Here is a 24,025-nt window from a genome sequence, read left to right on the forward strand (position 1 = left end):
GTTCGCTAGGCAAAGACACGTCCTTCCCCATTTTCCCAAGCGAGGAATCCATGACCATTTCCGTTGGCGACAAGCTGCCTGACGTGACCTTCAAGACGATGACCGCCGATGGCGCCAAGCCGATCACCGGGGCCGAGATTTTCTCGGGCAAGAAGGTCGTGCTGTTTGGGGTTCCCGGCGCCTTCACCCCGACCTGCAGCAACAACCATTTGCCGGGTTATCTCGAAAACCACGATGCCATCCTGGCGCGCGGCGTCGACACCATCGCCGTCGTTTCGGTCAACGACGTCCATGTCATGGGCGCCTGGGCGCACTTCACCGGCGGTGAGGGCAAGATCATGTTCCTCGCCGACGGCAGTGGCGATTTCGCCAAGGCGGTAGGCCTCGACAATGACCTTTCCGCCAGCGGCATGGGGCTGCGTTCGAAGCGGTTTTCGATGATCGTCGACGACGGCAAGGTCACCGCGCTCAATGTCGAGACCAAGCCTGGTGTCGACGAGTCCGGCGCGGCTCATATTCTGGGACAGCTCTGAAGTTCAGCGCGGCGTCGGGTGTGGAACGACGATCGCGCTTGTAGCCCAGGGCTTGCGTTTGGGGGGATTCTAGCGATGTTTGACATGTTCTGGCGCGCTATCGCGATCGGCATCGGCGCCACCGTCCTGATGGATCTCTGGGCCATCTTCCTGCACAAGGCGTTCGGCCAGCCACGGCCGAACTGGGGGCCGGTCGGTCGCTGGGTCTGGCATCTCCGCGACAAGGTCTTCCACGACGATATCGGCGATGCCACATCTTACGCGCATGAAAAGGCGCTGGGTTGGGCCTTTCACTATTTTGTCGGCATCGCCTACGGCATCATCCTGGTGGTGCTGGCCGGAGCGAGTTGGCTTGCCGCGCCGACATTCCTGCCGGCCTTCATCCTCGGCATCGTCACCGTCGGCGCCGGCTGGTTCCTGCTGGCACCCGGCATGGGCGCCGGCTGGGCGGCCTCGAAGCGGCCAAATCCGATGCAGATCCGGGCGCTGAACCTGGTGTCGCACACGGTGTTCGCACTTGGGCTTTGGGGCACGGCGCTGCTGATCCGATAAGGGTCTACAACTGCGCTGGCCAGTCGATCGGCAGCCAGCAGTAGATAACGCGGTGCGCGCCGATATCGTAGTAGTTGCCACCCCCGCCGGCTGATCCGCTTCTTCGTACCTGAGAGCCACGCCGCTCCGGAAATTCAATAGCTCTGGGTAGAGCGCCGCACTTTCGCGATTGCCGGTTGTTTGGCCGGCGCAGCAGGCTTTGCCGCTGCTGCAGGCTTGAACGAACCTTTCTTGAACGGCGCCATGCCTTCGCGCGCAAGCTCGTCGGCGCGCTCGTTCTCGACATGACCGTCATGGCCCTTGACCCAGTTCCAGGTGACCTTGTGGCGCTTGTTGGCCTCGTCGAGCGCCTGCCAGAGTTCACCGTTCTTCACCGGCTTCTTGTCGGCGGTCTTCCAGCCGTTCTTCTTCCAGCCGTGGATCCACTTGGAAATGCCGTCCATGACATATTTGCTGTCGGTGTGAAGGTCGACCGTGCACGGTTCCTTCAGCGCGTTCAGCGCCGAAATGGCGGCCAACAGTTCCATGCGGTTGTTGGTCGTCTCGGCTTCCCCGCCGGAAAGCTCCTTGGTGGTGCCGTTGAAGCGCAGGATCGCGCCCCAGCCGCCAGGGCCGGGATTGCCCGAACAGGCGCCGTCGGTGAAGATCTCAACCTGCTTGCTCATGATACCCCATATCAGGCCAATCCATATTCCGAAGGAGATTTGATCGCCCGGTGGAACCGCATCCTTCTGATGTATTCGGACGGATCGCGTTTCATCACCAGCCCGCCATCGGGAACGGTCAACCAGTCGTACAGCCGGGTCAGCATGAAGCGCAACGCCGAACCGCGCGCCAGCACCGGCAGCGCAGCTTGTTCCTGGTCGCTCAGGGGCCGGACGCTCTGGTAGCCGGCGAGCAGCGCCTTGCCCTTGGTGAGATTGAAGGAAAAATCCTTCTCGAAGCACCAGGCGTTGAGACAGGTGGCGACATCGTATGCGTAGAGGTCGTCGCAGGCGAAATAGAAATCGATCAGGCCGGACAGTTTTTCGCCGAGGAAGAAAACGTTGTCCGGGAAAAGATCGGCGTGGATGATGCCTTTGGGAAGGTCCTTCGGCCAGTTGCGCTCGAAATCGGCAAAGTCGGCATCGACCTCGGCCGCTAGGCCCGGCTCGACCTCGTCTGCGCGATCGCGCGCTGCATCCCAGAGCTTGCGCCAGCCGTCGATGGCCAGGGCATTCGGACGCGTCATCGAAAAATCGGCGCCGGCCAGATGCAATTGCGCCAATGCCTTGCCGACCTCGGCACAATGCGTTGCTGTGGGCCGCCGCAACGAAAGCCCTTCCAGGAAGGTGATGATGACCGCCGGCCGGCCGGCGAGCGTGCCGATGACGCTGCCGTCATGCGCGGTCACCGGCAGCGGGCAGGACACGCCCTTGTTGGCGAGATGGCCCATCAGCCCGAGGAAAAACGGCAAATCCGCCTTCTCGACGCGCTTCTCATAGAGCGTCAGGATGTAGGAGCCGCTGGAGGTGTGCAGCAGAAAGTTCGAGTTCTCGGTGCCTTCGGCGATGCCCTTGTAGGACAGGAGATCGCCGACCGGATAGTGCTTCAGGAATGCGCCGAGTTCGCCTTCCGCAACGTCGGTGTATACCGCCATGTGGCTTACGCGGCTCCATTGACGAAGGCCATGTCGGCCCGCGTCAGTTCGACATCGCGCAATACCCGCATGACCGGAAAATCCTCCGTTTCCGTGGCCGTGATGGCCAGGTCGATCGTGACATCGAAGCGTTGCCGGAACGCGTCGATGATCTCGTCGACGATGATTTCGGGCGCCGATGCGCCGGCCGACAGGCCAAGCGTCGAGATGTTGCCGATGTCATTCCACGGAATCTCGGCGGCGCGCTGCACGAGAAGCGACATGGTGGCGCCTGCACGCTCCGCGACTTCGACAAGTCGTCGCGAATTGGAGGAATTCGGCGCGCCGACGATCAGATAGAGATCGGCACCCGGCGCGGTGTCCTTGACTGCTTCCTGGCGGTTGGTGGTGGCATAGCAGATCGATTCCGCCGCTGGTGCCTGCAGCGCCGGAAAGCGATCCTGCAAGGCGCGGATGATGCCGGCGGTGTCCTCGACAGACAATGTGGTCTGGGTAACGAAGCCGAGCGCCTGCGGATCGGCGGGCGAGAGCTTTGCGGCATCGGCTTCGGTTTCGATCAGCGTCACCGCTCCGTCCGGCAGTTGGCCCATGGTGCCGATCACTTCGGGATGACCGGCGTGACCAATCAACAGCACATGGCGGCCGAGCCGCTGATGGCGCATCGCCTGCTTGTGGACCTTCGACACCAGCGGGCAGGTGGCATCGAGATAGAAGAGATTGCGCGCCTTCGCATCCGCCGGCACCGATTTCGGCACGCCATGCGCCGAGAACACGACGGGCGACTGCCGATGCTCGGCCGGTATCTCGGAGAGTTCCTCGATGAAGACGGCGCCAAGGCTTTGCAGCCCCTCGACGACGTAGCGGTTGTGCACGATCTCATGGCGGACATAGACCGGCGCGCCATATTTCTTCAGCGCCAGCACGACGATCTGGATGGCACGGTCGACACCGGCGCAGAAACCGCGCGGCTGGCAGAGCCGGATCGTCAGAGGTGGTTTAGTGGTTGTCTGAAGCATTAAATCCGGGCCGGTTGATCAAAGCCGAAATGAAGTGCGCACCCCTGCCCTGTCAAGGGCATCGGTTGAAAGGGGGCATCAGCCGCGTTCATTCGTCTTTCGCGGGACGGCGAAGCCGCAGGATGAGCACGGCTGCGAGCGCCGCGGCAAGCCCGTACCAAGTCATCGCATATTGGAGATGGCTGTTCGGGAGATCGATGATGGTGACGCCGCCAACCGGCAAGCCGCCTGGGTTTGGCGTCTTGTCTGCGTCGATGAAGATCGGCACCAGCGCGGCGCCCGCCGGCAGACCGGCGCTTGCAGCCATCACGTCGCGGTCCTTCCAGTAGAAGATGTTCTTCGCCACGTCGTTGTCGGGAAGCATCATCGACGGCTTGCCCGGCAGCGGGTTGCGGGCCAGCCCCGTGACCGTCACTCTGCCAGCCACCTGTCCCTTGGCGCGCTTGGCGGCATCCTTCAGATCGTAAGGCACGAAGCCCCGATTGATCAGGACGAAGCGGCCGTCGTCGAGCGCCAGCGGCGTGTAGACATTGAAGCCGGCATCACCTTCCCAGGTCGCGTAGAAATGGCGTTCGCCTTGATGCAGGAACGTGCCGGTGACGGTGACAGGCGTATAATCGACATCCCCGGTGGCGGCGAACTCTTTCTCGACCGCAACCAACGGCAACGGCGCCGAATGGGTGCGCTGGTCGATGGTCTGCAGAAGGCCTTCCTTCCAATACAGGCGCTGCATCTGCCAGGTGCCGAGCACCAGCAGGATCAGGAACAGCACAAGGCCAAGGCCGAGCAGCAATGCCGATCGCGGCCGCGAACGACCGTCAGTTCTAAGGGAAGCCTCGCTCATTCGCCGCGATCCAGCCGGCCCTCGGCCGCTTGGTTGCGGTATTGCAGCGTCAGCAGCACGCCCTTGATCAGCCGCAGCGCCGTCAAGCACAGCACAACAGCCAGCGGAATCCAGACCAGCAGATGCAGCCAGAGCGGCGGGCTGAGCGTGACTTCTACCCAGAGCGCCAGGCCGACGATGATAAAGCCGATGATCAGGATCACGAACACCGCCGGCCCGTCGCCGGCATCAGCGTAGGAATAATCGAGGCCGCAATTGACGCATCGCTTGCCGACGGTGAGGAAGCCGGAAAATAGCCGCCCCTCGCCGCAGCGCGGGCAACGGCCATGCAGGCCGGCCGAGATCGGATCGATCGGCGGCCAGATCGCCCTATCTTCACTCTTGGAAGAGTCGTCGCTCATTGCTTACCGCTCGATTTCAGATCGACCGGCAACCAGTTCATATTGCCACTCATTGCCTACCGCTCGATCTCGATCGGTGTGCCATCGGCCACCATCGCCCAGATTTCGTCCATATCGGAGTCCGTAACCGCAATGCAGCCGTCGGTCCAGTCGACCAATTGAAGCAGCCAGCCCCACCAGCCATAACCGTTTGGCTGGCCGTGGATCATGATCATGCCGCCCGCGTCGACATTGCGCGCCCTGGCGGCCGCCAGATCGTCGGTGTTGGGGTACGAAATATGGATCGATCTGTGCGCGATGCTGTTCGGGTTGCGCCAGTCGAGGACATAGTTCCCCTCGGGCGTGCGTTGATCGCCCTCCTGGTGCTTATGCCCGACAGGATCGCCGCCGAGTGCGATGCCGTAGCTGCGCAGGATCTTGCCGTCGCCGATGAGTTCCAGCCGGCGTTCGGCTTTGTGGACACGCACCAGATCCACCTTCTCGCCGGCAAAGGCCGGGAGTGCCGCGATCATCAATGCGCAAATGGCCCGGAAAATTGTCAGCCGCATTGGCTATCGATCAGCGATCATTGCGCCAAAAAGAAGAAGGCGGCCACATTGCCGCGGCCGCCCCTCCCCAAACGGAAATTCCTCAGGCCAGGATCAGTGGCCCTCGATCACCGCGCCGACCGATCCCCAGACGTAGATCGAGGCGAACAGGAACAGCCAGACCACGTCGACGAAGTGCCAGTACCAGGCGGCCGCCTCGAAGCCGAAATGTTGCTTGGGGGTGAAATCACCCTTCATCGCCCGGATCAGGCAGACCAACAGGAAGATGGTGCCGATGATGACGTGGAAACCGTGGAAGCCGGTCGCCATGAAGAAAGTGGCGCCATAGATGGAATCCTTGAAGGCGAACGGAGCATGCATGTACTCGTAGGCCTGCACCATGGTGAACAGCATGCCGAGGCCAACGGTCAGCACCAGGCCGTTGATCAGCCCCTTGCGATCGCCATGGATGAGCGAATGGTGCGCCCAGGTCACCGTGGTGCCGGACAGCAGCAGGATGACGGTGTTGTAGAGCGGCAAATGGAAGGGATCGAGAACTTCCATGCCCTTCGGCGGCCAGACACCGCCGGTAAACGCGGTGCGGGCATATTGCTGGACTTCGCTCGGAAACAGGCTGGCATCGAAATAGGCCCAGAACCAGGCAACGAAGAACATTACCTCCGAGGCGATGAACATGATCATGCCGTAGCGCAGATGCAGCGACACGACACGCGTGTGATGGCCCTCATGCGCTTCCTTGATCGTGTCCGACCACCAGGCGAACATGGTGTAGAGGATGATCACGAGACCGATGAAGAACAGCCATGGATTGGCGATGTTGAAGCCGAAGATCGGGAACGAGCCGCCCTTCAGGTATTCCATCAAGCAGACGCCGCCAAAGGCGGCGACAAGTGCGCCTACCGATCCCAGGAAAGGCCACGGGCTCGGGTCGACGAGATGATAGTCATGCTGTGGTTTTGCGTGCGCGTCTGCCATATCAACCCCCGAGATTTGCTTCGGTATTCGAAATTGTCTTGCTATTGCCCTTGGCCGGCTCCGAGGAGGCGACCGGCTTGGCCTTCTCGACCGGGAACATCGTATAGGACAGCGTGATCGTCTTCACGTCCTTCAGTTCCGGCACATTGACGATGTCGGGGTCCACGTAGAACAGGACCGGCATGTCCAGTGTCTCGCCGGGCTTCAGCGTCGTGTCGGTGAAGCAGAAGCACTCGACCTTGTTGAAATAGGGACCTGCCAGTTCAGGCTGCACGTTGAAGGTGGCGCGGCCGGTCACGGGACGATCGAACTTGTTGGTCGCCTGGTAGTGCGCCTGCACGGTCTCGCCGATCTTCATCGTCATCGAGCGCTGGACCGGCTGGAACTCCCACGGCACGCCAGCGATGTTGGCATCGAAGCGGACGGTGATCTCGCGGTCGAGCACGCGGCCGGCATACTGCTTCTCGGCACGTTGCGTCGTGCCGCCATAGCCGGTCGCCTGGCAAAACATCTTGTAGAGCGGCACCGCGGCATAGGCCATGCCGATCATGCCTGTGAAGAAGGCGAGGCAGACAGCCGCGACGATGACGTTGCCGTTCTTGCCAGCCGCTTTTTTAGAGGTCTCGACGCTCATCACATCGTGCCCAGATTGTGGCCGAACTTCACGATCGTCGCGATGTAGAAAATGACCACCAGCAGCGCCAGCGCCACACCGATGGCGATAGAACGGCTGCGCTGCGCCTTCTTCTGACGCTCGGTCAACGTGACGGTCTCGAGCTTTTCCTCGATCATGGTCATGCTCCACCCATGGCAAGCGCGCGTTCGACAACGCTGTCGGCCAGATAGGCAGCGAAGATGGCGAAGAGATAAAGCAGCGAATAGGCGAACAGGGCCTTGGCCGGTTTCATGACGCGGTCATCGTCGGCCATGCCAAGCACTTTCCACGCGTACCAGACAAAACCGACTCCCAGAAGCAGGGCGGCCACGCCATAGAACGGCGTGGTGTAGCCAAGCAGCCACGGCAGCACGCCGACCGGGGCCAGCACCAGCGCATAGGCGAAGATCTGGCGGCGGGTCGAAGCGTGGCCGGCGACGTTGGGCATCATCGGAATGCCGGCCTTGGCATAGTCCTCGGACTTGAACAGCGCCAGCGCCCAGAAATGCGGCGGCGTCCACAGGAAGATGATCAGGAACAGGACAATGCTTTCGAGGCTGACTGTCCCGGTCACCGCGGCCCAGCCGATCACGGGCGGAATGGCACCGGCGGCCCCGCCGATGACGATGTTCTGCGGCGTCCAGCGCTTCAGCCACATCGTGTAGACGACGGCGTAGAAAAAGATGGTGAAGGCGAGCAGCGTCGCCGCCAGCCAGTTGACCAGCACGCCGAGCGTCATCACCGACAGCACCGACAGCACCAGCCCGAAGGTCAGGGCTTCGTGCGGCTGGATGCGACCGGCGGGGACCGGGCGGTTGGCGGTCCTGGTCATCACGGCATCGATGTCGGCATCGTACCACATGTTGAGCGCGCCGGAGGCACCAGCACCTATTGCAATAGCCAGGATGGCGATCACCGCCAGCAGAGGGTTGATGGTCACGGGTGCGGCGACAAGGCCGACAAAGGCGGTGAACACCACCAGCGACATGACGCGCGGCTTCAGCAGCGCGAAGAAATCGCCCGCCGTCGCTTCCGACATGCGAAAGCCCGCTTCGTCAATCAATGGGTCGTCGACAAGGGCCATGCGTACTTAAGTCCATCATCCGTTGGCCAAAACCGCCGGCGGACCGGCGGTTTCGTATTCGAGCGGGCAGCCGCCTTACTTGATTTTCGGCAGCTGTTCCCACTGGTGGAAGGGCGGCGGCGAAGGCAGCTGCCATTCGAGCGTCGTTGCGCCCTCGCCCCATGGGTTGGCGCCGGCGATCCGCTTCTTCTGGAAGGCCTCGAACACACCATAGAGGAAGATCAGGACGCCGATGGCCGAGATATACGAGCCGATGGACGACACATAATTCCAGCCGGCGAACGCATCGGGGTAGTCGATGGTGCGGCGCGGCATGCCGGCGAGACCGAGGAAGTGCTGCGGGAAGAAGATCAGGTTCACGCCGACGAAGGTGACCCAGAAATGGGTGTTGGCGATGACGGGCGAATACATGTAGCCGGTCATCTTCGGGAACCAGTAGTACCAGCCGGCGAAGATGGCGAACACCGCGCCCAGTGACAGCACGTAGTGGAAGTGGGCAATGACGAAATAGGTGTCATGCAGCGAGCGGTCGAGGCCGGCATTGGCCAGCTGGACGCCGGTGACGCCGCCGATGGTGAACAGGAAGATGAAGCCCAGCGCCCACAGCATCGGCGTCTTGAACGAAATCGACCCGCCCCACATCGTCGCGATCCAGGAGAAGATCTTCACGCCTGTCGGCACCGCGATGACCATGGTGGCGAAGACGAAATAGCGCTGCGTGTCGAGCGACAGGCCGGTCGTGTACATGTGGTGCGCCCACACGATGAAGCCGACGGCGCCGATCGCCACCATGGCATAGGCCATGCCGAGATAGCCGAACACCGGCTTCCTCGAGAAGGTCGAGATGACGTGACTGATGATGCCGAAGCCCGGCAGGATCAGGATGTACACTTCAGGGTGACCGAAGAACCAGAACAGGTGCTGGAAGAGGATCGGGTCGCCGCCGCCGTCGGGCGCAAAGAAGGTGGTGCCGAAATTGCGGTCGGTAAGCAGCATGGTGATGCCACCGGCCAGAACCGGCAACGACAGCAGGAGCAGGAAGGCGGTGATCAGCACCGACCACGCAAACAGCGGCATCTTGTGCAGCGTCATGCCGGGCGCGCGCATGTTGAAGATGGTGGTGATGAAGTTGATGGCGCCGAGGATCGACGACGCACCGGCAATGTGGATCGACAGGATCGCCAGATCCATGGCCGGCCCGGGCTGGCCCGAGGTCGAAAGCGGCGGATAGAGCGTCCAGCCGCCACCGACGCCAAAGGCGCCCGGCGCGCTCGGCACGAACATCGAGGTGAGAAGCAGGATGAAGGCCGGCGGCAGCAGCCAGAAGGAGATGTTGTTCATGCGCGGGAACGCCATGTCGGGCGCGCCGATCATGATCGGAACCATCCAATTGGCGAAGCCGCCGATCAGCGCCGGCATGACCATGAAGAAGATCATGATCAGGGCGTGCGCGGTGGCGAAGGCATTGTACATGCTCTTGCCGCCGTCGATCGCGGCGTCACCGTTCATGCCGTAGACCATCTGCGCCAGACCGCTGAAGATCTGGATGCCAGGCTCCTGCAACTCCATGCGGATGGCGACAGACAAGGCACCGCCGATGATGCCGGCCATGATCGCGAAGATCAGGTAGAGCGTGCCGATGTCCTTGTGGTTGGTCGAATAAACCCAGCGGACCCAGCCGTGATAAGGCTTGTGGTCGTGCCCGTCGTGAGCTGCAGCGTCTGCCATGTTCCGCTCCGTTCCCTAAATCTTGCTAACCCGCGGCATCAGTTGCCGGCGGCCGCTACCTTGTTCTGGCCGTAGACCTCGGCCATCAGCGTCTTGTTGGCGCCGGGCAGATCGGTCTTGGCTGCCGCCAGCCAGGTCTTGAACTGCGCATCGGAGACGACGCGGATGGCGATCGGCATGAAGGCATGGTCCTTGCCGCAGAGCTGCGAGCACTGGCCGTAAAAAATACCTTCCTTCTCCGCCTTGAACCAGGTCTCGTTGGTGCGACCCGGAATGGCATCGATCTTTATGCCGAACGACGGCATGGCAAAGGAGTGGATCACGTCGGTCGCGGTGACGAGCACGCGGGTCATGGTGTTGACCGGCACCACCAGTTCATTGTCGACCGCGAGCAGGCGCGGATAAACCTTGCGGTCCTCCTTGCCGGCGGCGGCGCGGTCGGTGTCCTGAAGGATCGCGGAATTGAAGGAGAGCGTGTTTTCGGTCTGGTACTCGTAGTCCCAGTTCCACTGGTTACCGGTCGCCTTGACGGTCAGCTTCGCTTCTTCCGGCGGCGTGTATTGCGCGGTCAGCAGCTGGAACGAGGGAATTGCCAAGCAAAGCAGGATGACAACCGGACCGACAGTCCAGATCACCTCAATCAGCGTGTTGTGGCTGGTCTTGGACGGAACCGGGTTCGCGCTCGCACGGAATCTGACGATGCAATAAGCGAGGAGAAGCAGCACCAGGATGGTGATCGGAACGATGAACCACATCGTGTAGTTCCCGAACCACTCGATCTGCCGCATCATGTCAGTCGCCGGCGCCTGGAAGGTTGTCTCCCAGTTCTTGGGCTGGTCGGCATGGGCGGATGCGCCGGCGAAAAACGTGACAGCGGCACAAGCACTTAGAAACTTGGCACTTGCTGGAACCTTGGCGTTTGCCAGGAAATTTCTCATCGCCCTCATCGTCTCCCAGTTCCTCGCTGCGGTACCCACGAGAATAACGAACAATGCCGGGACGGGAATCCCGACAGTTTCAAGGTGGTTCAAACCATACTCTTTTTCCCTCCGCAAGAAAGGAGCGGACGAAACCGTGCGGCATTTTTGCGCGCAAGCCCGGATATGCCTTTGGAGGCAGCCGCGGCAGCACCGAATCGCCTACAGTGAGCCCGCAGCAGCATTCCCGCGGGCCGCAGGTGCCGAACGTCGCAATTCGGGCGAAATTGGCAGGGAAAAGCGCCCAATTGGCTTTTTCGGGGCAGACCTGGTGCGGTCTCGTCCTTTACTTGGCTTTGGCGCGGCTTAAAGTGCCGTGATTCGCAATGGAGCCGTCATGAATTACTGGCTTTCGAGAAACTCTCGGTTTTCGAGAAACTGGGCGAAGGTCATCTTTTTCGCCGCCCTGTCTGGCATCGGCTTGTCCGCGATCGTGTCCGGCACGGCGAACGCCGCGCAGCCGAGCGGCACCGTGCGCTCGACACATGGCGCATGGTCGATCATCTGCGACACGCCGGCCGGTGCCACCTCGGAACAATGCGTGATGATGCAGAACGTCGTCGCCGAGGACCGTCCGGAGATGGGACTGTCGGTCGTGGTGCTGCGCACCGCCGACAACAAGGCGGAGATCCTGCGCGTGCTGGCGCCGCTCGGCGTGCTTTTGCCCAACGGGCTCGGCCTCAATGTCGACGGCAAGGACATCGGCCGCGCCTATTTCGTGCGCTGCTTTCAGGACGGCTGCTATGCCGAGGTGATCCTCGAGAAGCCGCTTCTCGACACGCTGAAGACCGGCACGTCGGCCACCTTCATCGTTTTCCAGACCCCGGAAGAAGGTATCGGCATCCCGGTCGACCTCAAGGGCTTTGCCGACGGCTTCGCCGCCCTCCCCTGAAAGCCCGGCGACATCACCGGCTTCAACCAGAAGTGACTTCGACGGGCTGCTGGCAAACCGCTTTTGTCGTTACAATGCGGCAGAGCGATTGTCTCGGCGTGCCTTCGCGCCTACATCGTGGCAAAGACCCATTCCTCCTGTGAACGGATGCGCCATGAACAGCCTGATCGGCCAATTCGACATTTCAGACGATCGCATCAATCAGATCGTCGCCGAGACCATCAACGGCGCCGATGACGGTGAGTTGTTCCTCGAATACAGCGAGAGCGAAGCGCTGATGTTCGACAATGGCCGCCTGAAGACCGCCAACTTCAACACCGACCAGGGGTTTGGCCTGCGTGCGGTTGCCGGCGAAGCCAGCGGCTATGCGCATTCCAGCGACCTCTCCGAAGCCTCGCTGCTGCGCGCGGCCGATGCCGTTTCAACCGTCAAGGGCGGTTATTCCGGCACGCTTGCCGCCGCACCGGCCCGCACCAACCGCCATCTCTATGGCGAAGAGAACCCGATCCCCTCGCCCTCCTTCGAGGCCAAGGCAAAGCTCTTGCAGGAAATCGACGCCTGGCTGCGCGCCGAGGATCCGCGCGTGCGGCAGGTTTCGGCATCGCTCGCCGCATCCTGGCAGCATGTCGAGATCGTGCGCGCCGATGGCCAAATGGTGCGCGATATCCGCCCGCTGGTCCGCATCAACGTCTCCGTTGTGGTCGGCGATGGCGACCGCCAGGAGAGCGGCTCCTACGGCATGGGTGGCCGCAAGGCGTTTGGCGAATTCCTGGTCGAGGACAGCTGGAAGCACGCCGCCAAGGAGGCGCTCAGGCAAGCTCTGGTCAATCTCGAGGCCATACCGGCCCCGGCCGGCACTTTCGACATCGTCTTGTCCAGCGGCTGGCCGGGCGTCATGTTGCACGAGGCCGTCGGCCATGGGTTGGAAGGCGATTTCAACCGCAAGAAGACCTCGGCCTTCGCCGGCCTGCTTGGCCAGCAGGTCGCCGCCAAGGGGGTCACCGTCGTCGACGACGGCACGATGCCCGAACGGCGCGGCTCGCTGACCGTCGACGATGAAGGCACACCTTCGGCCCGCAATGTGCTGATCGAGGATGGCAAGCTGGTCGGCTACATGCAGGATCGCCAGAATGCCCGGCTGATGGGCATGAAGGCGACCGGCAACGGCCGCCGCGAAGGCTATGCCCACCAGCCGATGCCGCGCATGACCAACACCTATATGACATCTGGCGACATGGAGCCGGACGAAATCATCGCCTCGGTCAAGAACGGCATCTATGCCGTCTCCTTCGGCGGCGGTCAGGTCGATATCACCTCGGGCAAATTCGTGTTCGGCTGCACCGAGGCCTACATGATCGAGAACGGCAAGGTGACGCAGCCGATCAAGGGCGCGATGCTGATCGGCAACGGTCCGGACGCCATGCACCGCGTCTCGATGATCGGCAACGACATGAAGCTCGACACCGGCATCGGCATGTGCGGCAAGGCCGGACAGGGCGTGCCCGTCGGCGTCGGCCAGCCGCATCTGCGCATGAACCAGATGACGGTGGGCGGCACGCGGGTTTGATAAGAACAGTCGACGAGCTTACTCGCCCATCTGAATTGCCCTAAAGCCAGGATGCCGGCGATTTCGGCAGACGACGGTCGGGGTCGACGACCTCTAGGCGCGGCGCGCCATCCTCGTTCCAGCGCCAGAGCGCAACGCAGGTGCCGCCGGGCGACATGAAGGACGGATAGATCACGCCGTTCACCCCATCGGCAAGCAGGCGATCCCGCAGCTTGTGGGTCTCGGGCACAAGGCCCTGATCCAGCATGTCTCGCCATTCGCATTGGTGAATACCCGCCGTCATGGCCAATTCGCTCAGCATTGCGGCATCGGTCAGATCGGCCAAGCGCGCGCCCGAGAGCTCTAGTTGGGCAATTAACGCCGGATGCTGGACGAAGCCCTGATTGTACTCCGCCCAGGCGGTGGACAATTCGCGCGCCGCATAGATCGTTGAAGCGCCAATCGGATTCCAGCGACCGCCGAAGTGGGCAGCGCCCTCGCCCGAAAGCGGCAGATGCGCCCAACGCGGTACGAAGGCCCGCCACAAGGTCAGGCTGATCTCAGGCATACACGCCGGAGCGGACGGCCTCCAGGTAGGCCAGCACCTTGTCCGTCTTGCCCTCGCGAACCAGGTCGTAGGCGGTCTTTCCCGCCCAGCCGGGGATCGGCTGGTGCTTAAACCAGATCGCCGCACGTTGCTCGCCGCCGGCCATTTCACCGGCCATCGACAGGATGCGGACGATCGGGCTGAGGGCGGCGTCGACCTTGCGCGCGCCGGCCTTGGCGGCAAGTGTGTTGCGCGCGACCCCGATCAGGCCGGCCAATTCGGTCAGGTTGACACCAAGCTGTTCCGCGACACGCCTTGCCGAAAGGTAAGGCGACCGTTCCTCGCCAAAGCGTGACGCCGGAACTTCGAGGGCTGCGGAGTTCATGACGATTACCTAGCATAGTTTGATGCGTACGGTATCAAAATAGGCCCAATTCACGCGCAACTCAAGCACAAGCGACCTACCGCCTCCGCTTCGGCTTCTCCAGCAACGCCACGGCCTCAACATGCGGCGACCACAGGAACTGGTCGATCGGCGTCACGCTTTTCAGGATGTAGCCGCCGTCGATGAGGATGCGCAAATCTCGCGCGAGCGTCACCGGATTGCAGGACACCGCGGCGACGTACGGCACATCCGAACGGGCGATCTGCTTCGACTGATCCTCGGCGCCAGCGCGCGGCGGGTCGAACACCACACCATCGAAGGCATTCAATTCCTTGAACGTCAACGGCCGCCGGAACAGGTCGCGGCGTTCACCCGTCACCCGCTTCAAGCCAGTGGCGAAACGCGATCCACGGTCGAGGGCCGAAAGGGCTGCCGCATCGCCCTCCACCGCATGGACTTCCGACTTCGCGGCCAGACGCAGAGCAAAGCTGCCGCAGCCGGCGAAAAGATCCGCCACCTTCTTGGCACGCTTCAGATGCCCACCGACGATATCGGCCATCGCCTGTTCGGCGGCCTCGGTTGCCTGCAGGAACGCGCCCGGGGGCAAGGCGACAGCGACGCTACCGAACATGACAACCGGCTTTTTCGGCTCGATGATGATTTCGTCATCGATGGACAGCCTGGCAAAGCCCTGCGCCATGACGAAATTGGCCGCGATACGGCGCTGGTGCTCCCCGAGCTTGCCGGATTCGTGAACCGCGACATCGAGCCCCGAACCGGTCACGGTGACCGCCAGCCGGAACGATTTGGTGGTTGCGCAGACCAATTCGGCGAGCGCCTTCAACCGATCGAGCGAAGCGACGATCTCCGGCAGCGAGATCGGGCATTCCGATATGGCGATGATCTCCGGCGACAGATGGCGATGGAAGCCGAGCAGCATGCCTGTATCGGTGCGCCGGGCGGCCAGCACGACACGGCGGCGCGTCTGCGGCGCGCAGGCGACCAGTTCGCCGATCTCGCAATCGATGCCTTTGCCCTTCAGGATGTGCGCCACTTTTTCGCGTTTCCACTGGCGATAGGCTCCGGCTTCGAAATGCTGGAGCGCGCAACCACCGCATTCGGTGAAATGGCGGCAGGCGGGGTCGATGCGCAGCGGCGATGCTTCCAGCACCGCCATCAGCATGGCGCGATCCCTTTCGCGCGCGGCGGTGACCGTTTCACCGGGCAGTGTGAAGGGAATGAACAGATCGCCTGTCTCGGTCTCGGCGACACCGTCGCCCTGAGCGCCAAGTTTCCTGATGCTGAAGCGCGCGCTCATCGGTCCTTGATCCCACCGAGCAGGAATTCGCGATTGCCGTCGCCGCCCTCGATCGGCGACAAATGCAGCCCCAGCGAGCGCCAGCCTGGCACGGAGTCCAGCCAATCCTGCAGCAGGCCGGCGACACGGGAGGCGTCGTAGGGATCTTTCAACAGACCACCCTTGCCGATCGCATCACGGCCCGCCTCGAATTGCGGCTTGACCAGAAACATGGCCTTGGCGCCAGCCTTCGCCAGATCAAGCGCCGGCGGCAGCGCCAGTTTCAGCGAGATGAAGCTGACGTCGGACACGATGAAATCCGGAATACGCCCGCTGAGATCGGCAACGGCGAGATCGCGGGCGTTCAGTCCTTCGATCACCGTCACACGCGGGTCGCCGCCGATATCAGGATGCATCTGGCCATGACCGACATCGACCGCGGTGACATGGGCCACGCCGCGCTCGAGCAACACCTGGGTGAAGCCGCCGGTCGAGGCGCCGATGTCGAGCGCTTCAGAGCCGGCAGGGTCGAGGCCGAAATGATCGAGCCCACCGATCAGCTTGAGTGCCGCGCGCGACACATAGCCTTGCGCCGGATCATCGATGGCAACAAGGCATTGCGGCAAAACGCTCTGGCCGGGCTTGCGCGCAATGACGCCGTCGACGGTCACCGTGCCACGCTCGACCGCGTCGCGGGCACGTGAGCGGCTGGCAAACAGCCCGCGCTGGATGAGCAGGTCGTCGAGCCGCTGGCGTGCGCTGGCTGGCAGAGGGGAATTCATTGGCCTTCATGGCGAAAGCCGATGACGATGGCAAGAGCACCGGCCGGAAGCATCTCGTCTCACGTTCCCATCATCACGCCCAGCACATTGGACCGCGGCGATAGTGAGGCGTTCCGTCACGCCGACCATCCCTATGAATATCTATCCGTTGCGCCGGTTGAGACGGATGACCGCCGAAGCATGAGGTCTCGTCGCCTGCCGATAAGTGCCTAAAATCTAGAAAGCCTCATGATTTCTTAACCAATTTTCATCGCATTTGCTTGAGGACTTCAATGTTATGACCGCGACGACCGGAAAAGCCGGATGAAGAGGCGGCAACCTTGGAAATGGCCAGCGATATCGTCTACAAGGTTCTTGACCGGATTTCCGGCGCCGGCCTGCTGGCGACCGGACTTCTGTTGCTGACTGCTTTGGTCAGCGCCCTGGTCGCCTACTGGCGCACGGTCGAGAAAAAGAGCTGGAAAGAGTTTTTCGAGTTCGCAGTCCCGCATGAGGTCATCACGCACCCTTCGGCGAAAGCCGACCTTTTGTTCTGGGTGACGCGGAAGGCGCTGATGCCATTCCTCATGCTGCCCGCCGGCGTCGTCTTCGTCAGCGCCGTCGGCTATGCGACGAACTGGTTGCTCTCCACGCTGCTGGCGATCCAGCCGCCCCTGATCGAAGGACCGGCAGGGCCGGTGACGGTGACGATCTTCACCATCACCATGCTGCTTGCCTACGACATTTCGTACTATCTCTATCACGTCGCCCAGCACCGCTACCCGGTGCTGTGGGAACTGCACAAGGTTCACCATTCGGCCGAGGTGATGGTCGGCATCACCAAGGATCGCGTCCACCCGCTCGACGAATTGATGAACCGGGCCTGGGACGGCGTCATTCCCGGCATCTGCTTCGGCATCTGGTCGCTGGTGTCGCTGAACCTCGTCGAGCTGACGGTCTTCGGCGTCAACGTCTACATCATACGCAACATCCTGATGATGGATTTCGTCAGGCACACGCATTTCAAGATCTCGTTTGGACCGTTGAACAATCTGATCCTGTGCCCGCACTGGCATCAGCTGCACCACAGCACCGACCCGCGCCACTACGACAAGAACTTCGGGCTGCTCTTCTCGTTCTGGGATCGGCTCTTCGGAACCCTGTGCATTCCGAGACCCGACGAGGACTTCAAGTTCGGTTTGATCGAACGCAACGTGCGCGACTACCAGTCGCTCGCAGGCCTCTATGTCCTGCCGCTGAAGCGGATGTGGCGGCAGATCGCCAGACATTTCCGCACCGACAAGCCCGAGCCACAGCAATCGCCGCAAAGGGGGAAGCCATGAACGGACCCGCCGTGTTCCGGATGCCGCGAACGCACCGGATCGAAATTGCGACCTCGCCAGCGCGACTGGCAGAAATCGCGCCCGCCTGGGCAACGCTCTGGCAACGCGCCGGCGGCCTCGTTTTCCAGCATCCCGACTGGATCTCGGCCTGGTGGCACACCACACCGCATCAGGACCGTCGCGGTCTCAGGATCGGCCTGGTCTGGAGCGGCGAGCGTCTCGAGGCCGTCATTGCGCTCGCGACCTTCTGGCGCTCAGGCATCCGTATGCTGGAATGGGCGGCGAAAGATCACTGCGACTATGGCGATGTCCTGGTTGCTCCCGATGCCGAGCCACAGATCCTGCCGCAACTCTGGCAACATATCCTCGACGATGGCGGCTTCGATCTTGCCTACCTCAATCGTCTGTTGCCTGATGCCCGATTCCGGACCCTGCTTGGTCCCGCCGCCCCAGGCCAGAGCAATATCTTGCAGCCAAGCCACCGCAGCGAGGTCAGCTATCGAGTTTCCGGCGCCGGGCAACGCGGCGCACAATGGTTTGAAAGCCAGTCGAAGAAAACTCGGCAAAACTATCGCCGTGGCTACAAATTCATGGAGGAAGGCGGCGCGCTGCGTTTCCGCCTGATGGATGCGCACGAAGCCCGCGAGCCGGTGCTGGAGCGCGTCGCCGCGCTGAAGCGGTTGTGGCTTGCAAAACACGGCCGCGTTTCGGACCTCTTCGACGAAGGCTCCCCCGCGCTGGCGGCACTCATATCCGTTCTGGCCAAGCTTGGATTGCTGCGCATCTTCGTGCTCGAACGCGAAGACGAGATCATCGCCATCTCGATCAATTTCGAGCAGCATGGAACGATGATGGCTTTCGTCACCACCTATGATCCGGCCTTCGAACGGGCCTCGCCGGGGATGGCCTTGATGATGGATTACATCCAGTGGTCGTTTGACCGAGGCTTGACCACGATCGATTTTCTCTGCGGCGGCGAGGATTTCAAGCGCCGCTTTGCGACGCATTCGGTGACCTTGTCGTCGGTGGTGGGTGGACGAAACCTGCGCGGACGCCTAGCCGCCCTGGCAGACCGCGCCCGCCACGCGGCGCAATCCTGGCGCCCCGAGAAATCGGCGCAGCAAGCGGAGCTGGTTGCGGCGGAGTAGCATTGCCGACGCTTTTTAGATCGCCTGCACAGCGGCAAGCGCGAAACGATCGGGCAATCCCGATAGGCTTGTTGGTCTTCAGCTCAGAATACGGTTCGCGAAACCGGGCGCTCGACGGCTGGAGACAAGCCATCCTCACGGCCGCCCGAAGCTTGCTCGCGTGCAGGCTCGATGGCACCCGCAGGCGCGGGAACAGGGGCCGGCAGAACCACCAATTGCGGCACCTGCTTGAAGGAAAAGCCGCCGCGGATGCCGCCCATCTTGCCGGCGATGATGCCCATCGCCGCCTTTTCGAGGCTGCGGTCATAGCGCGTTTCGGGTGTGGCCGGCGCGATGATAACGGCGCAAAGTGCTGCGCCGCACAGAAGCGTTTTCATTGTTGTTGTCTCCCTGCCTGATCAGGATTTAGCAGGGCGCCATTGAAAAACGGCCAAGAGACACGGTAAGCAAAGCGCCAAATGGCAGCGTAAACAATGCCTTAAGATCGCTTGCCGGCAAACTGATTCAAGTCTTTGAGACTTTGATTCAGGCGCGCTGGATCAGGCGCGCTGGGCGTGGACTGTGTGCCCGAGTGCCACGAATACGGTGCGCACGATGCCGGCGGCATCGAGCCCGGCATCGGCATACATCTTTTCCGGCTTGGCGTGGTCGGTGAACGCGTCGGGCAGCACCAGCGGGCGCACCTTCAGGCCGCTTTCCAGCAGCCCTTCATGGGCGAGGAACTGCAGCACGTGGCTGGCGAAGCCGCCAACGGCGCCCTCCTCCACCGTCACCAGAACCTCATGCGAACGGGCCAGCCGTCGGACCAGATCCTGGTCGAGCGGCTTGGCGAAACGGGCGTCGGCGACCGTGGTGGACAGGCCGGCAGCCCCTAGCTCCTCCGCGGCGATCAGGCAATCCTGCAGCCGCGTGCCGAAGGACAGCAATGCAACCTTGGTGCCCTCCTTGACGATGCGGCCCTTGCCGATTTCGAGAACCGAGCCGCGCTCCGGCATGTCGACGCCGACGCCATTGCCGCGCGGATAGCGGAAGGCGATCGGACCCTCATCATAGCTCGCCGCGGTGCGCACCATGTGGCGCAGCTCCGCCTCGTCGGCCGCCGCCATGACGACGAAACCCGGCAGTGTCGCCAGGAAGGTGGTGTCGAAAGCGCCGCAATGGGTCGCGCCATCGGCGCCGACGAAGCCGGCGCGGTCGATGGGAAACCGCACCGGCAATTTCTGAATGGCGACGTCGTGGACGACCTGGTCGTATGCGCGCTGCAGGAAGGTCGAATAGATCGCCGCGAATGGCTTGTAACCTTCGGTGGCAAGGCCGGCGGCAAAGGTCACCGCGTGCTGTTCGGCAATGCCGACATCGAAGATCCGCGATGGAAACGCTTCGCCGAACAAATCGAGGCCGGTGCCGCTCGGCATGGCGGCGGTGATGGCGACGATGCGGTCGTCCTCACGGCCCTCCTGAACCAGGCTTTCGGCGAACACCTTGGTGTAGGCAGGCGCGTTGGCCGGCGCCTTGGCCTGCGCGCCGGTAATGACGTCGAACTTGTTGACGCCGTGATATTTGTCGGCGGCGGCTTCGGCCGGCGCATAGCCCTTGCCCTTCTGGGTGACGACATGGATGAGCACCGGGCCTTCGCCATTGTCGCGGACATTTTTCAGGACCGGGATCAGATGCTCCAGATTGTGGCCGTCTATCGGGCCGATGTGATAGAAGCCGAGTTCCTCGAACAGCGTGCCGCCGGTGACGTACCCGCGTGCATGCTCGACCGCCCTTGTGATCGCACGATCCGCGCGCTTGCCGAGATAGGACGTCAGTTTCTTGCCGAAATCGCGCAGGCCGATATAGGCCTTGCCGGAGGCCAGCCGCGCCAGATAGGCGCTCATCGCGCCGGTCGGCGGCGCGATCGACATGTCGTTGTCGTTGAGAATGACGATCAGCCGTGCATCGAGCGCACCGGCATTGTTCATCGCCTCATAGGCCATGCCGGCAGACATGGCGCCGTCGCCGATGACGGCAATGACGTTGTTGCGGCCGCCGGAGAGATCGCGGGCGGCGGCCATTCCGAGGCCGGCCGATATCGATGTCGAGGAGTGGGCGGCGCCGAAGGGATCGTACTCGCTCTCGGCGCGGCGGGTGAAGCCGGACAGGCCGCCTTCCTGGCGCAGCGTGCGGATACGGTCGCGGCGGCCGGTCAGGATCTTGTGCGGATAGGCCTGGTGGCCGACATCCCAGATCAGCCGGTCGTCCGGGGTGTTGAAGACATAGTGCAGCGCCACTGTCAGCTCGACCACGCCAAGCCCGGCGCCCAGATGACCACCCGTGCGGGACACGGCGTCGACCAGCTCGGCGCGAAGCTCGGACGCCAATTGTGGCAGTTCGCTTTCGGCAAGCGTGCGCAGGTCGGCCGGGATGCGGACCTTGTCGAGAAGCGGCGTATGCGGCGTTGCGTTCACGGTGCTCGGGCTTTCGGTTGATGGGCGAATAGGCCGCCGGCCGGCGAAAGTAAATGCGTGTCAGTGACGCGGATCAGGCCCTAGTCTTTTGTCTATGCATTTCGTTCTGCCACTTTGGGTGACAGGCATCAGCTTTCCGGCAGCGGGATGAATTCTTCCTCGTCTCCTGGAACGATGTCGAAGCGGCCCGTCTTCCATTCTTGCTTGGCCTGTTCGATGCGTTCCTTCGACGATGAGACGAAATTCCACCAGATGTAACGCTTCGAACCGAGCGAGGCGCCGCCAAACAGCATGAAATGTGCACCGGTCTGCGACGATACGACGATCTCGTCACCGGGACGGAACACCAGCAGCCGTTCCGCCGGAAAGACGTCACCTGATATCGAGACCTCGCCTTCCAGCGTGTAGATAGCTCGTTCTTCCGCATCGGCCGGGATGTTCACGCTGGCGCCGGGCGCCAGGCGCAGGTCGGCGTAGAGCGTCTCCGAGTCAGCCCTGACCGGCGACCGCAACCCCTGGAAATCGCCGATGATGAGGCGCCCGTTGACGCCTTCGGCATCGATCTCGGGAAGCCTGAGCGCTCCTGTGTTCTCGAAAACCGGTGCCACCTCTTCCTTGTCGTCCGGCAGCGCCAGCCATGTCTGCAGGCCGGATACCGACATCGGCGCGCCACGCAGTTCCTCCGGCGTACGCTCCGAATGGACGATGCCGCGGCCGGCGGTCATCAAATTCACGTCGCCGGGCTGAATGACCATTTCGGTGCCGAGTGAATCGCGGTGCCGGATCTTGCCGTCGAACAGATAGGTGACCGTCGACAGGCCGATATGCGGATGCGGACGGACGTCCAGCGCCTGGCCGGCGCGCAGGATCGCGGGACCCATGCGGTCGAAGAAGATGAACGGCCCGACCAGCCGCCTTTTTGCCGTCGGCAGAGCACGGCGCACCTGAAAACCGCCGATGTCCTTGGCGTTCGGGATGACCATCAATTCGATCTGGTCGCTGGCTAAGGCATCGCCCACCTCAGGGTCTTTCCCGGGGAAGAAGCTCATGGACTCTCCTTGTCGGTGGTCGAAGGCCGCCTGGCCGCATCAGGCAAAGCGGATCGCCGCCTTTGCCCGCAGCTTGGCCGCCACCTCTTCGCGATTACGCGGATGCTGATGGGTTTCCAGGGAATCGAGCAGTTCGCGCGCCGAGGCCGCGATGGCTTCGACGGCATGGTCGAAGGCGTGCTGGTTCTGCTTCGAGGGTCGCGTCGTTCCGCTCAGCTTGCGGACGAACTGAAGGGCCGCGTCGCGCACCTCGTCATTGGTTGCCGGCGGATCAAAATTGAACAGGGTCTTGATGTTTCTGCACATCGCTTCCGTATCTCCTCTTGTCCTTGAGCTGTTTCAATCGGGACGAGTTATATCCTCGATCATGATCATGTCCAAAAACCGGTGAGGCGAGCCTATGTTCGGACCGGGCCTCAATCCGCGTCGAGCGGCTCCGTTCCGACCGGCTTGCCGTCGCGCGACAGCCTGATCTTCTCGACCTTGTCCTCGGCGGCCTTCAGCAGCCGGTCGCAATGCGCCTTCAGCGCCTCGCCACGTTCATAGATCCTGATCGACTGGTCGAGCGGCACGTCGCCACGCTCCAGATCATCGACGATCTTCTCCAGCGCATCGAGTGCCTGCTCGAAGCTCATCGCCTTGACGTCTTCGTTGGTCTCATCGGCCATCATTCATCCTTTCATCAGTCGCCCGACATGGGCGGCGACCGAAAATGCCAATCCCTGCAGATCGTAGCCGCCCTCGAGCAGGCTGACGAGCCGGTTGCCGCTGTGGCGTGCCGCGCGCTGCATCAGCTGGCCGGTCGCCCAGTCGAAATCATCCTCGGTCAGATTGATCTCGGCCAGCGGATCGCGGTGGTGCGCGTCGAACCCCGCCGAAATGATAATCAGGTCGGGCGCGAAATTGTCGAGCGCGGGCAGGACGCGCGACAGGAAGGCATCGCGAAACACCTCGCTGCCAGTCTGCGGCGCCAGCGGCGCGTTGACGATGTTGCCGGCGCCCGTTTCGTTCTTCGCTCCGGTGCCGGGATAAAGCGGCATCTGGTGTGTCGAGCAATAGAGCACCGACGGATCGTCCCAGAAAATGTCCTGCGTGCCATTGCCGTGATGCACGTCCCAGTCGACGATGGCAACGCGCTCGACACCGTGTTTCTTCTGCGCATAGCGCGCCGCGATCGCCGCCGTGTTGAACAGGCAGAAGCCCATGGCGGTGCTCTTTTCGGCATGATGGCCGGGCGGCCGGGCGGCGACGAAGACGTTGTCGGCGCGGCCCGAAAAGACGTCATCGACGGCGGCGTTGGCGGCGCCGATCGCGGTGATCGCCGCTTGCCAGCTCTTCGGACTGGCAGTGGTGTCGGCATCGATGCGGGCAATCCCCTCGTCGGGAATGGCGGCGCGCACGCGGGCGACGAAATCGGCGGGATGCGCGTAGAGGATGGTGGCCTCGTCGCCTTCCGGCGCCTGGATACGATCGAGCCCGGCAAAGGCTTCCTCATCGAGCACGCGCTCGATGGCACGCAAGCGGTCGGGCCGCTCGGGATGTCCGGGCGGCGTGAGATGCTCGAGGAAGATCGGATGGGTGTAGAGACGGGTGGTCATGCTCCCTATCTAGTGCCCCGGCGCCGCTATGGCCATGCATTGCTGCTTGATCGC

28 protein-coding genes are annotated in these 24,025 nt (G+C 62.5%); 6 read left to right on the forward strand and 22 right to left on the reverse strand.

Going from position 1 to position 24,025, the window contains the following annotated elements; all coding sequences use genetic code 11:
• Positions 1-50 precede the first annotated feature (50 nt).
• Together AC0L2U_RS04825 and AC0L2U_RS04830 are read left to right on the forward strand one after the other, a co-directional pair.
• Complete coding sequence (locus tag AC0L2U_RS04825; protein WP_127398996.1) at positions 51-533, forward strand: peroxiredoxin; 483 nt, start codon at positions 51-53, stop codon at positions 531-533.
• A 75-nt stretch (positions 534-608) separates the two neighbouring features.
• Entirely contained in the window at positions 609-1,085 is a 477-nt protein-coding gene (locus AC0L2U_RS04830) for a DUF2938 domain-containing protein (protein ID WP_127398997.1), read from the forward strand.
• A gap of 134 nt (positions 1,086-1,219) precedes the next feature.
• Here the strand turns inward: AC0L2U_RS04830 and rnhA are convergent, their stop codons facing one another.
• The 12 genes from rnhA to coxB all read right to left on the reverse strand — a co-directional run bounded on the left by rnhA (position 1,220) and on the right by coxB (position 10,913).
• The gene (rnhA, locus tag AC0L2U_RS04835; protein ID WP_128288852.1) at positions 1,220-1,750 is read right to left on the reverse strand and encodes a ribonuclease HI; all 531 of its coding nucleotides are present in this window, start codon (positions 1,748-1,750) and stop codon (positions 1,220-1,222) included.
• 11 nt (positions 1,751-1,761) lie between these two features.
• Positions 1,762-2,724 carry a homoserine kinase gene (locus tag AC0L2U_RS04840; protein ID WP_128288851.1) on the reverse strand — a complete coding sequence of 321 codons (963 nt, stop codon included), beginning with the start codon at positions 2,722-2,724 and terminating at the stop codon, positions 1,762-1,764.
• A gap of 5 nt (positions 2,725-2,729) precedes the next feature.
• Entirely contained in the window at positions 2,730-3,740 is a 1,011-nt protein-coding gene (ispH, locus tag AC0L2U_RS04845) for a 4-hydroxy-3-methylbut-2-enyl diphosphate reductase (RefSeq protein WP_023808604.1), read from the reverse strand.
• Between the two features lie 88 nt (positions 3,741-3,828).
• Entirely contained in the window at positions 3,829-4,584 is a 756-nt protein-coding gene (locus tag AC0L2U_RS04850) for an SURF1 family protein (RefSeq protein WP_164761698.1), read from the reverse strand.
• Positions 4,581-4,985, reverse strand: coding sequence for a DUF983 domain-containing protein (locus AC0L2U_RS04855; protein ID WP_127395867.1), 405 nt, complete (start codon positions 4,983-4,985; stop codon positions 4,581-4,583). The genes AC0L2U_RS04850 and AC0L2U_RS04855 overlap by 4 nt, the downstream gene beginning before the upstream one ends.
• Positions 4,986-5,041: 56 nt before the next feature.
• Entirely contained in the window at positions 5,042-5,533 is a 492-nt protein-coding gene (locus tag AC0L2U_RS04860; protein WP_127320373.1) for a L,D-transpeptidase family protein, read from the reverse strand.
• A gap of 93 nt (positions 5,534-5,626) precedes the next feature.
• Complete coding sequence (locus tag AC0L2U_RS04865; protein ID WP_127270321.1) at positions 5,627-6,508, reverse strand: cytochrome c oxidase subunit 3; 882 nt, start codon at positions 6,506-6,508, stop codon at positions 5,627-5,629.
• A gap of 1 nt (position 6,509) precedes the next feature.
• Complete coding sequence (locus AC0L2U_RS04870; protein WP_127395869.1) at positions 6,510-7,142, reverse strand: cytochrome c oxidase assembly protein; 633 nt, start codon at positions 7,140-7,142, stop codon at positions 6,510-6,512.
• Positions 7,142-7,300 carry a hypothetical protein gene (locus AC0L2U_RS04875; protein WP_013532777.1) on the reverse strand — a complete coding sequence of 53 codons (159 nt, stop codon included), beginning with the start codon at positions 7,298-7,300 and terminating at the stop codon, positions 7,142-7,144. Before AC0L2U_RS04875 ends, AC0L2U_RS04870 begins: the two co-directional genes overlap by 1 nt.
• Positions 7,301-7,302: 2 nt before the next feature.
• Positions 7,303-8,247, reverse strand: a complete 945-nt coding sequence (locus AC0L2U_RS04880; protein ID WP_127320379.1) for a heme o synthase — start codon at positions 8,245-8,247, stop codon at positions 7,303-7,305.
• A 75-nt stretch (positions 8,248-8,322) separates the two neighbouring features.
• On the reverse strand, positions 8,323-9,975 hold the full coding sequence (gene ctaD / locus AC0L2U_RS04885) for a cytochrome c oxidase subunit I (RefSeq protein ID WP_023808611.1): 1,653 nt from the start codon (positions 9,973-9,975) through the stop codon (positions 8,323-8,325).
• 38 nt (positions 9,976-10,013) lie between these two features.
• A complete protein-coding gene (gene coxB / locus AC0L2U_RS04890; protein ID WP_473601526.1) occupies positions 10,014-10,913 on the reverse strand; it encodes a cytochrome c oxidase subunit II in 900 nt (299 codons plus the stop codon).
• A gap of 376 nt (positions 10,914-11,289) precedes the next feature.
• On the opposite strand from coxB, the gene AC0L2U_RS04895 reads away from it, so the two are divergent.
• Both AC0L2U_RS04895 and tldD read left to right on the forward strand, forming a co-directional pair.
• A complete protein-coding gene (locus tag AC0L2U_RS04895) occupies positions 11,290-11,844 on the forward strand; it encodes an invasion associated locus B family protein (RefSeq protein WP_013532781.1) in 555 nt (184 codons plus the stop codon).
• A 154-nt stretch (positions 11,845-11,998) separates the two neighbouring features.
• The gene (tldD, locus tag AC0L2U_RS04900; protein ID WP_128288850.1) at positions 11,999-13,411 is read left to right on the forward strand and encodes a metalloprotease TldD; all 1,413 of its coding nucleotides are present in this window, start codon (positions 11,999-12,001) and stop codon (positions 13,409-13,411) included.
• 40 nt (positions 13,412-13,451) lie between these two features.
• Here tldD and AC0L2U_RS04905 read toward each other — a convergent pair whose 3' ends face one another.
• The 4 genes from AC0L2U_RS04905 to AC0L2U_RS04920 all read right to left on the reverse strand — a co-directional run bounded on the left by AC0L2U_RS04905 (position 13,452) and on the right by AC0L2U_RS04920 (position 16,401).
• Positions 13,452-13,958, reverse strand: a complete 507-nt coding sequence (locus tag AC0L2U_RS04905) for an RES family NAD+ phosphorylase (protein ID WP_127270325.1) — start codon at positions 13,956-13,958, stop codon at positions 13,452-13,454.
• Positions 13,951-14,322 (reverse strand): antitoxin Xre/MbcA/ParS toxin-binding domain-containing protein, encoded by a 372-nt coding sequence (locus tag AC0L2U_RS04910; RefSeq protein WP_127270326.1) that lies wholly within the window; start codon positions 14,320-14,322, stop codon positions 13,951-13,953. The genes AC0L2U_RS04905 and AC0L2U_RS04910 overlap by 8 nt, the downstream gene beginning before the upstream one ends.
• Positions 14,323-14,398: 76 nt before the next feature.
• Complete coding sequence (locus tag AC0L2U_RS04915) at positions 14,399-15,640, reverse strand: class I SAM-dependent RNA methyltransferase (protein ID WP_127811003.1); 1,242 nt, start codon at positions 15,638-15,640, stop codon at positions 14,399-14,401.
• Positions 15,637-16,401, reverse strand: a complete 765-nt coding sequence (locus AC0L2U_RS04920) for a TlyA family RNA methyltransferase (protein WP_473563375.1) — start codon at positions 16,399-16,401, stop codon at positions 15,637-15,639. Before AC0L2U_RS04920 ends, AC0L2U_RS04915 begins: the two co-directional genes overlap by 4 nt.
• A gap of 326 nt (positions 16,402-16,727) precedes the next feature.
• Between AC0L2U_RS04920 and AC0L2U_RS04925 the strand changes: the two genes are divergently transcribed.
• Positions 16,728-17,723: a sterol desaturase family protein gene (locus AC0L2U_RS04925; RefSeq protein WP_473563473.1), complete on the forward strand. Its 996-nt coding sequence runs from the start codon at positions 16,728-16,730 to the stop codon at positions 17,721-17,723.
• On the forward strand, positions 17,720-18,871 hold the full coding sequence (locus AC0L2U_RS04930; RefSeq protein WP_127811419.1) for a GNAT family N-acetyltransferase: 1,152 nt from the start codon (positions 17,720-17,722) through the stop codon (positions 18,869-18,871). The genes AC0L2U_RS04925 and AC0L2U_RS04930 overlap by 4 nt, the downstream gene beginning before the upstream one ends.
• Before the next feature lie 83 nt (positions 18,872-18,954).
• Here AC0L2U_RS04930 and AC0L2U_RS04935 read toward each other — a convergent pair whose 3' ends face one another.
• The 6 genes from AC0L2U_RS04935 to AC0L2U_RS04960 all read right to left on the reverse strand — a co-directional run bounded on the left by AC0L2U_RS04935 (position 18,955) and on the right by AC0L2U_RS04960 (position 23,971).
• The gene (locus AC0L2U_RS04935) at positions 18,955-19,248 is read right to left on the reverse strand and encodes a hypothetical protein (protein ID WP_128288846.1); all 294 of its coding nucleotides are present in this window, start codon (positions 19,246-19,248) and stop codon (positions 18,955-18,957) included.
• Between the two features lie 162 nt (positions 19,249-19,410).
• A complete protein-coding gene (dxs, locus tag AC0L2U_RS04940; protein ID WP_128288845.1) occupies positions 19,411-21,324 on the reverse strand; it encodes a 1-deoxy-D-xylulose-5-phosphate synthase in 1,914 nt (637 codons plus the stop codon).
• 128 nt (positions 21,325-21,452) lie between these two features.
• Positions 21,453-22,373: a pirin family protein gene (locus AC0L2U_RS04945; protein WP_128288844.1), complete on the reverse strand. Its 921-nt coding sequence runs from the start codon at positions 22,371-22,373 to the stop codon at positions 21,453-21,455.
• A gap of 39 nt (positions 22,374-22,412) precedes the next feature.
• A complete protein-coding gene (locus AC0L2U_RS04950; protein ID WP_027035955.1) occupies positions 22,413-22,679 on the reverse strand; it encodes a DUF2277 domain-containing protein in 267 nt (88 codons plus the stop codon).
• 110 nt (positions 22,680-22,789) lie between these two features.
• Positions 22,790-23,041 (reverse strand): exodeoxyribonuclease VII small subunit, encoded by a 252-nt coding sequence (locus tag AC0L2U_RS04955; RefSeq protein ID WP_023808624.1) that lies wholly within the window; start codon positions 23,039-23,041, stop codon positions 22,790-22,792.
• 3 nt (positions 23,042-23,044) lie between these two features.
• A complete protein-coding gene (locus AC0L2U_RS04960; RefSeq protein ID WP_127398621.1) occupies positions 23,045-23,971 on the reverse strand; it encodes a histone deacetylase family protein in 927 nt (308 codons plus the stop codon).
• Positions 23,972-24,025 lie beyond the last annotated feature (54 nt).

The sequence above is a fragment of the Mesorhizobium sp. WSM4808 genome, assembly GCF_055811675.1.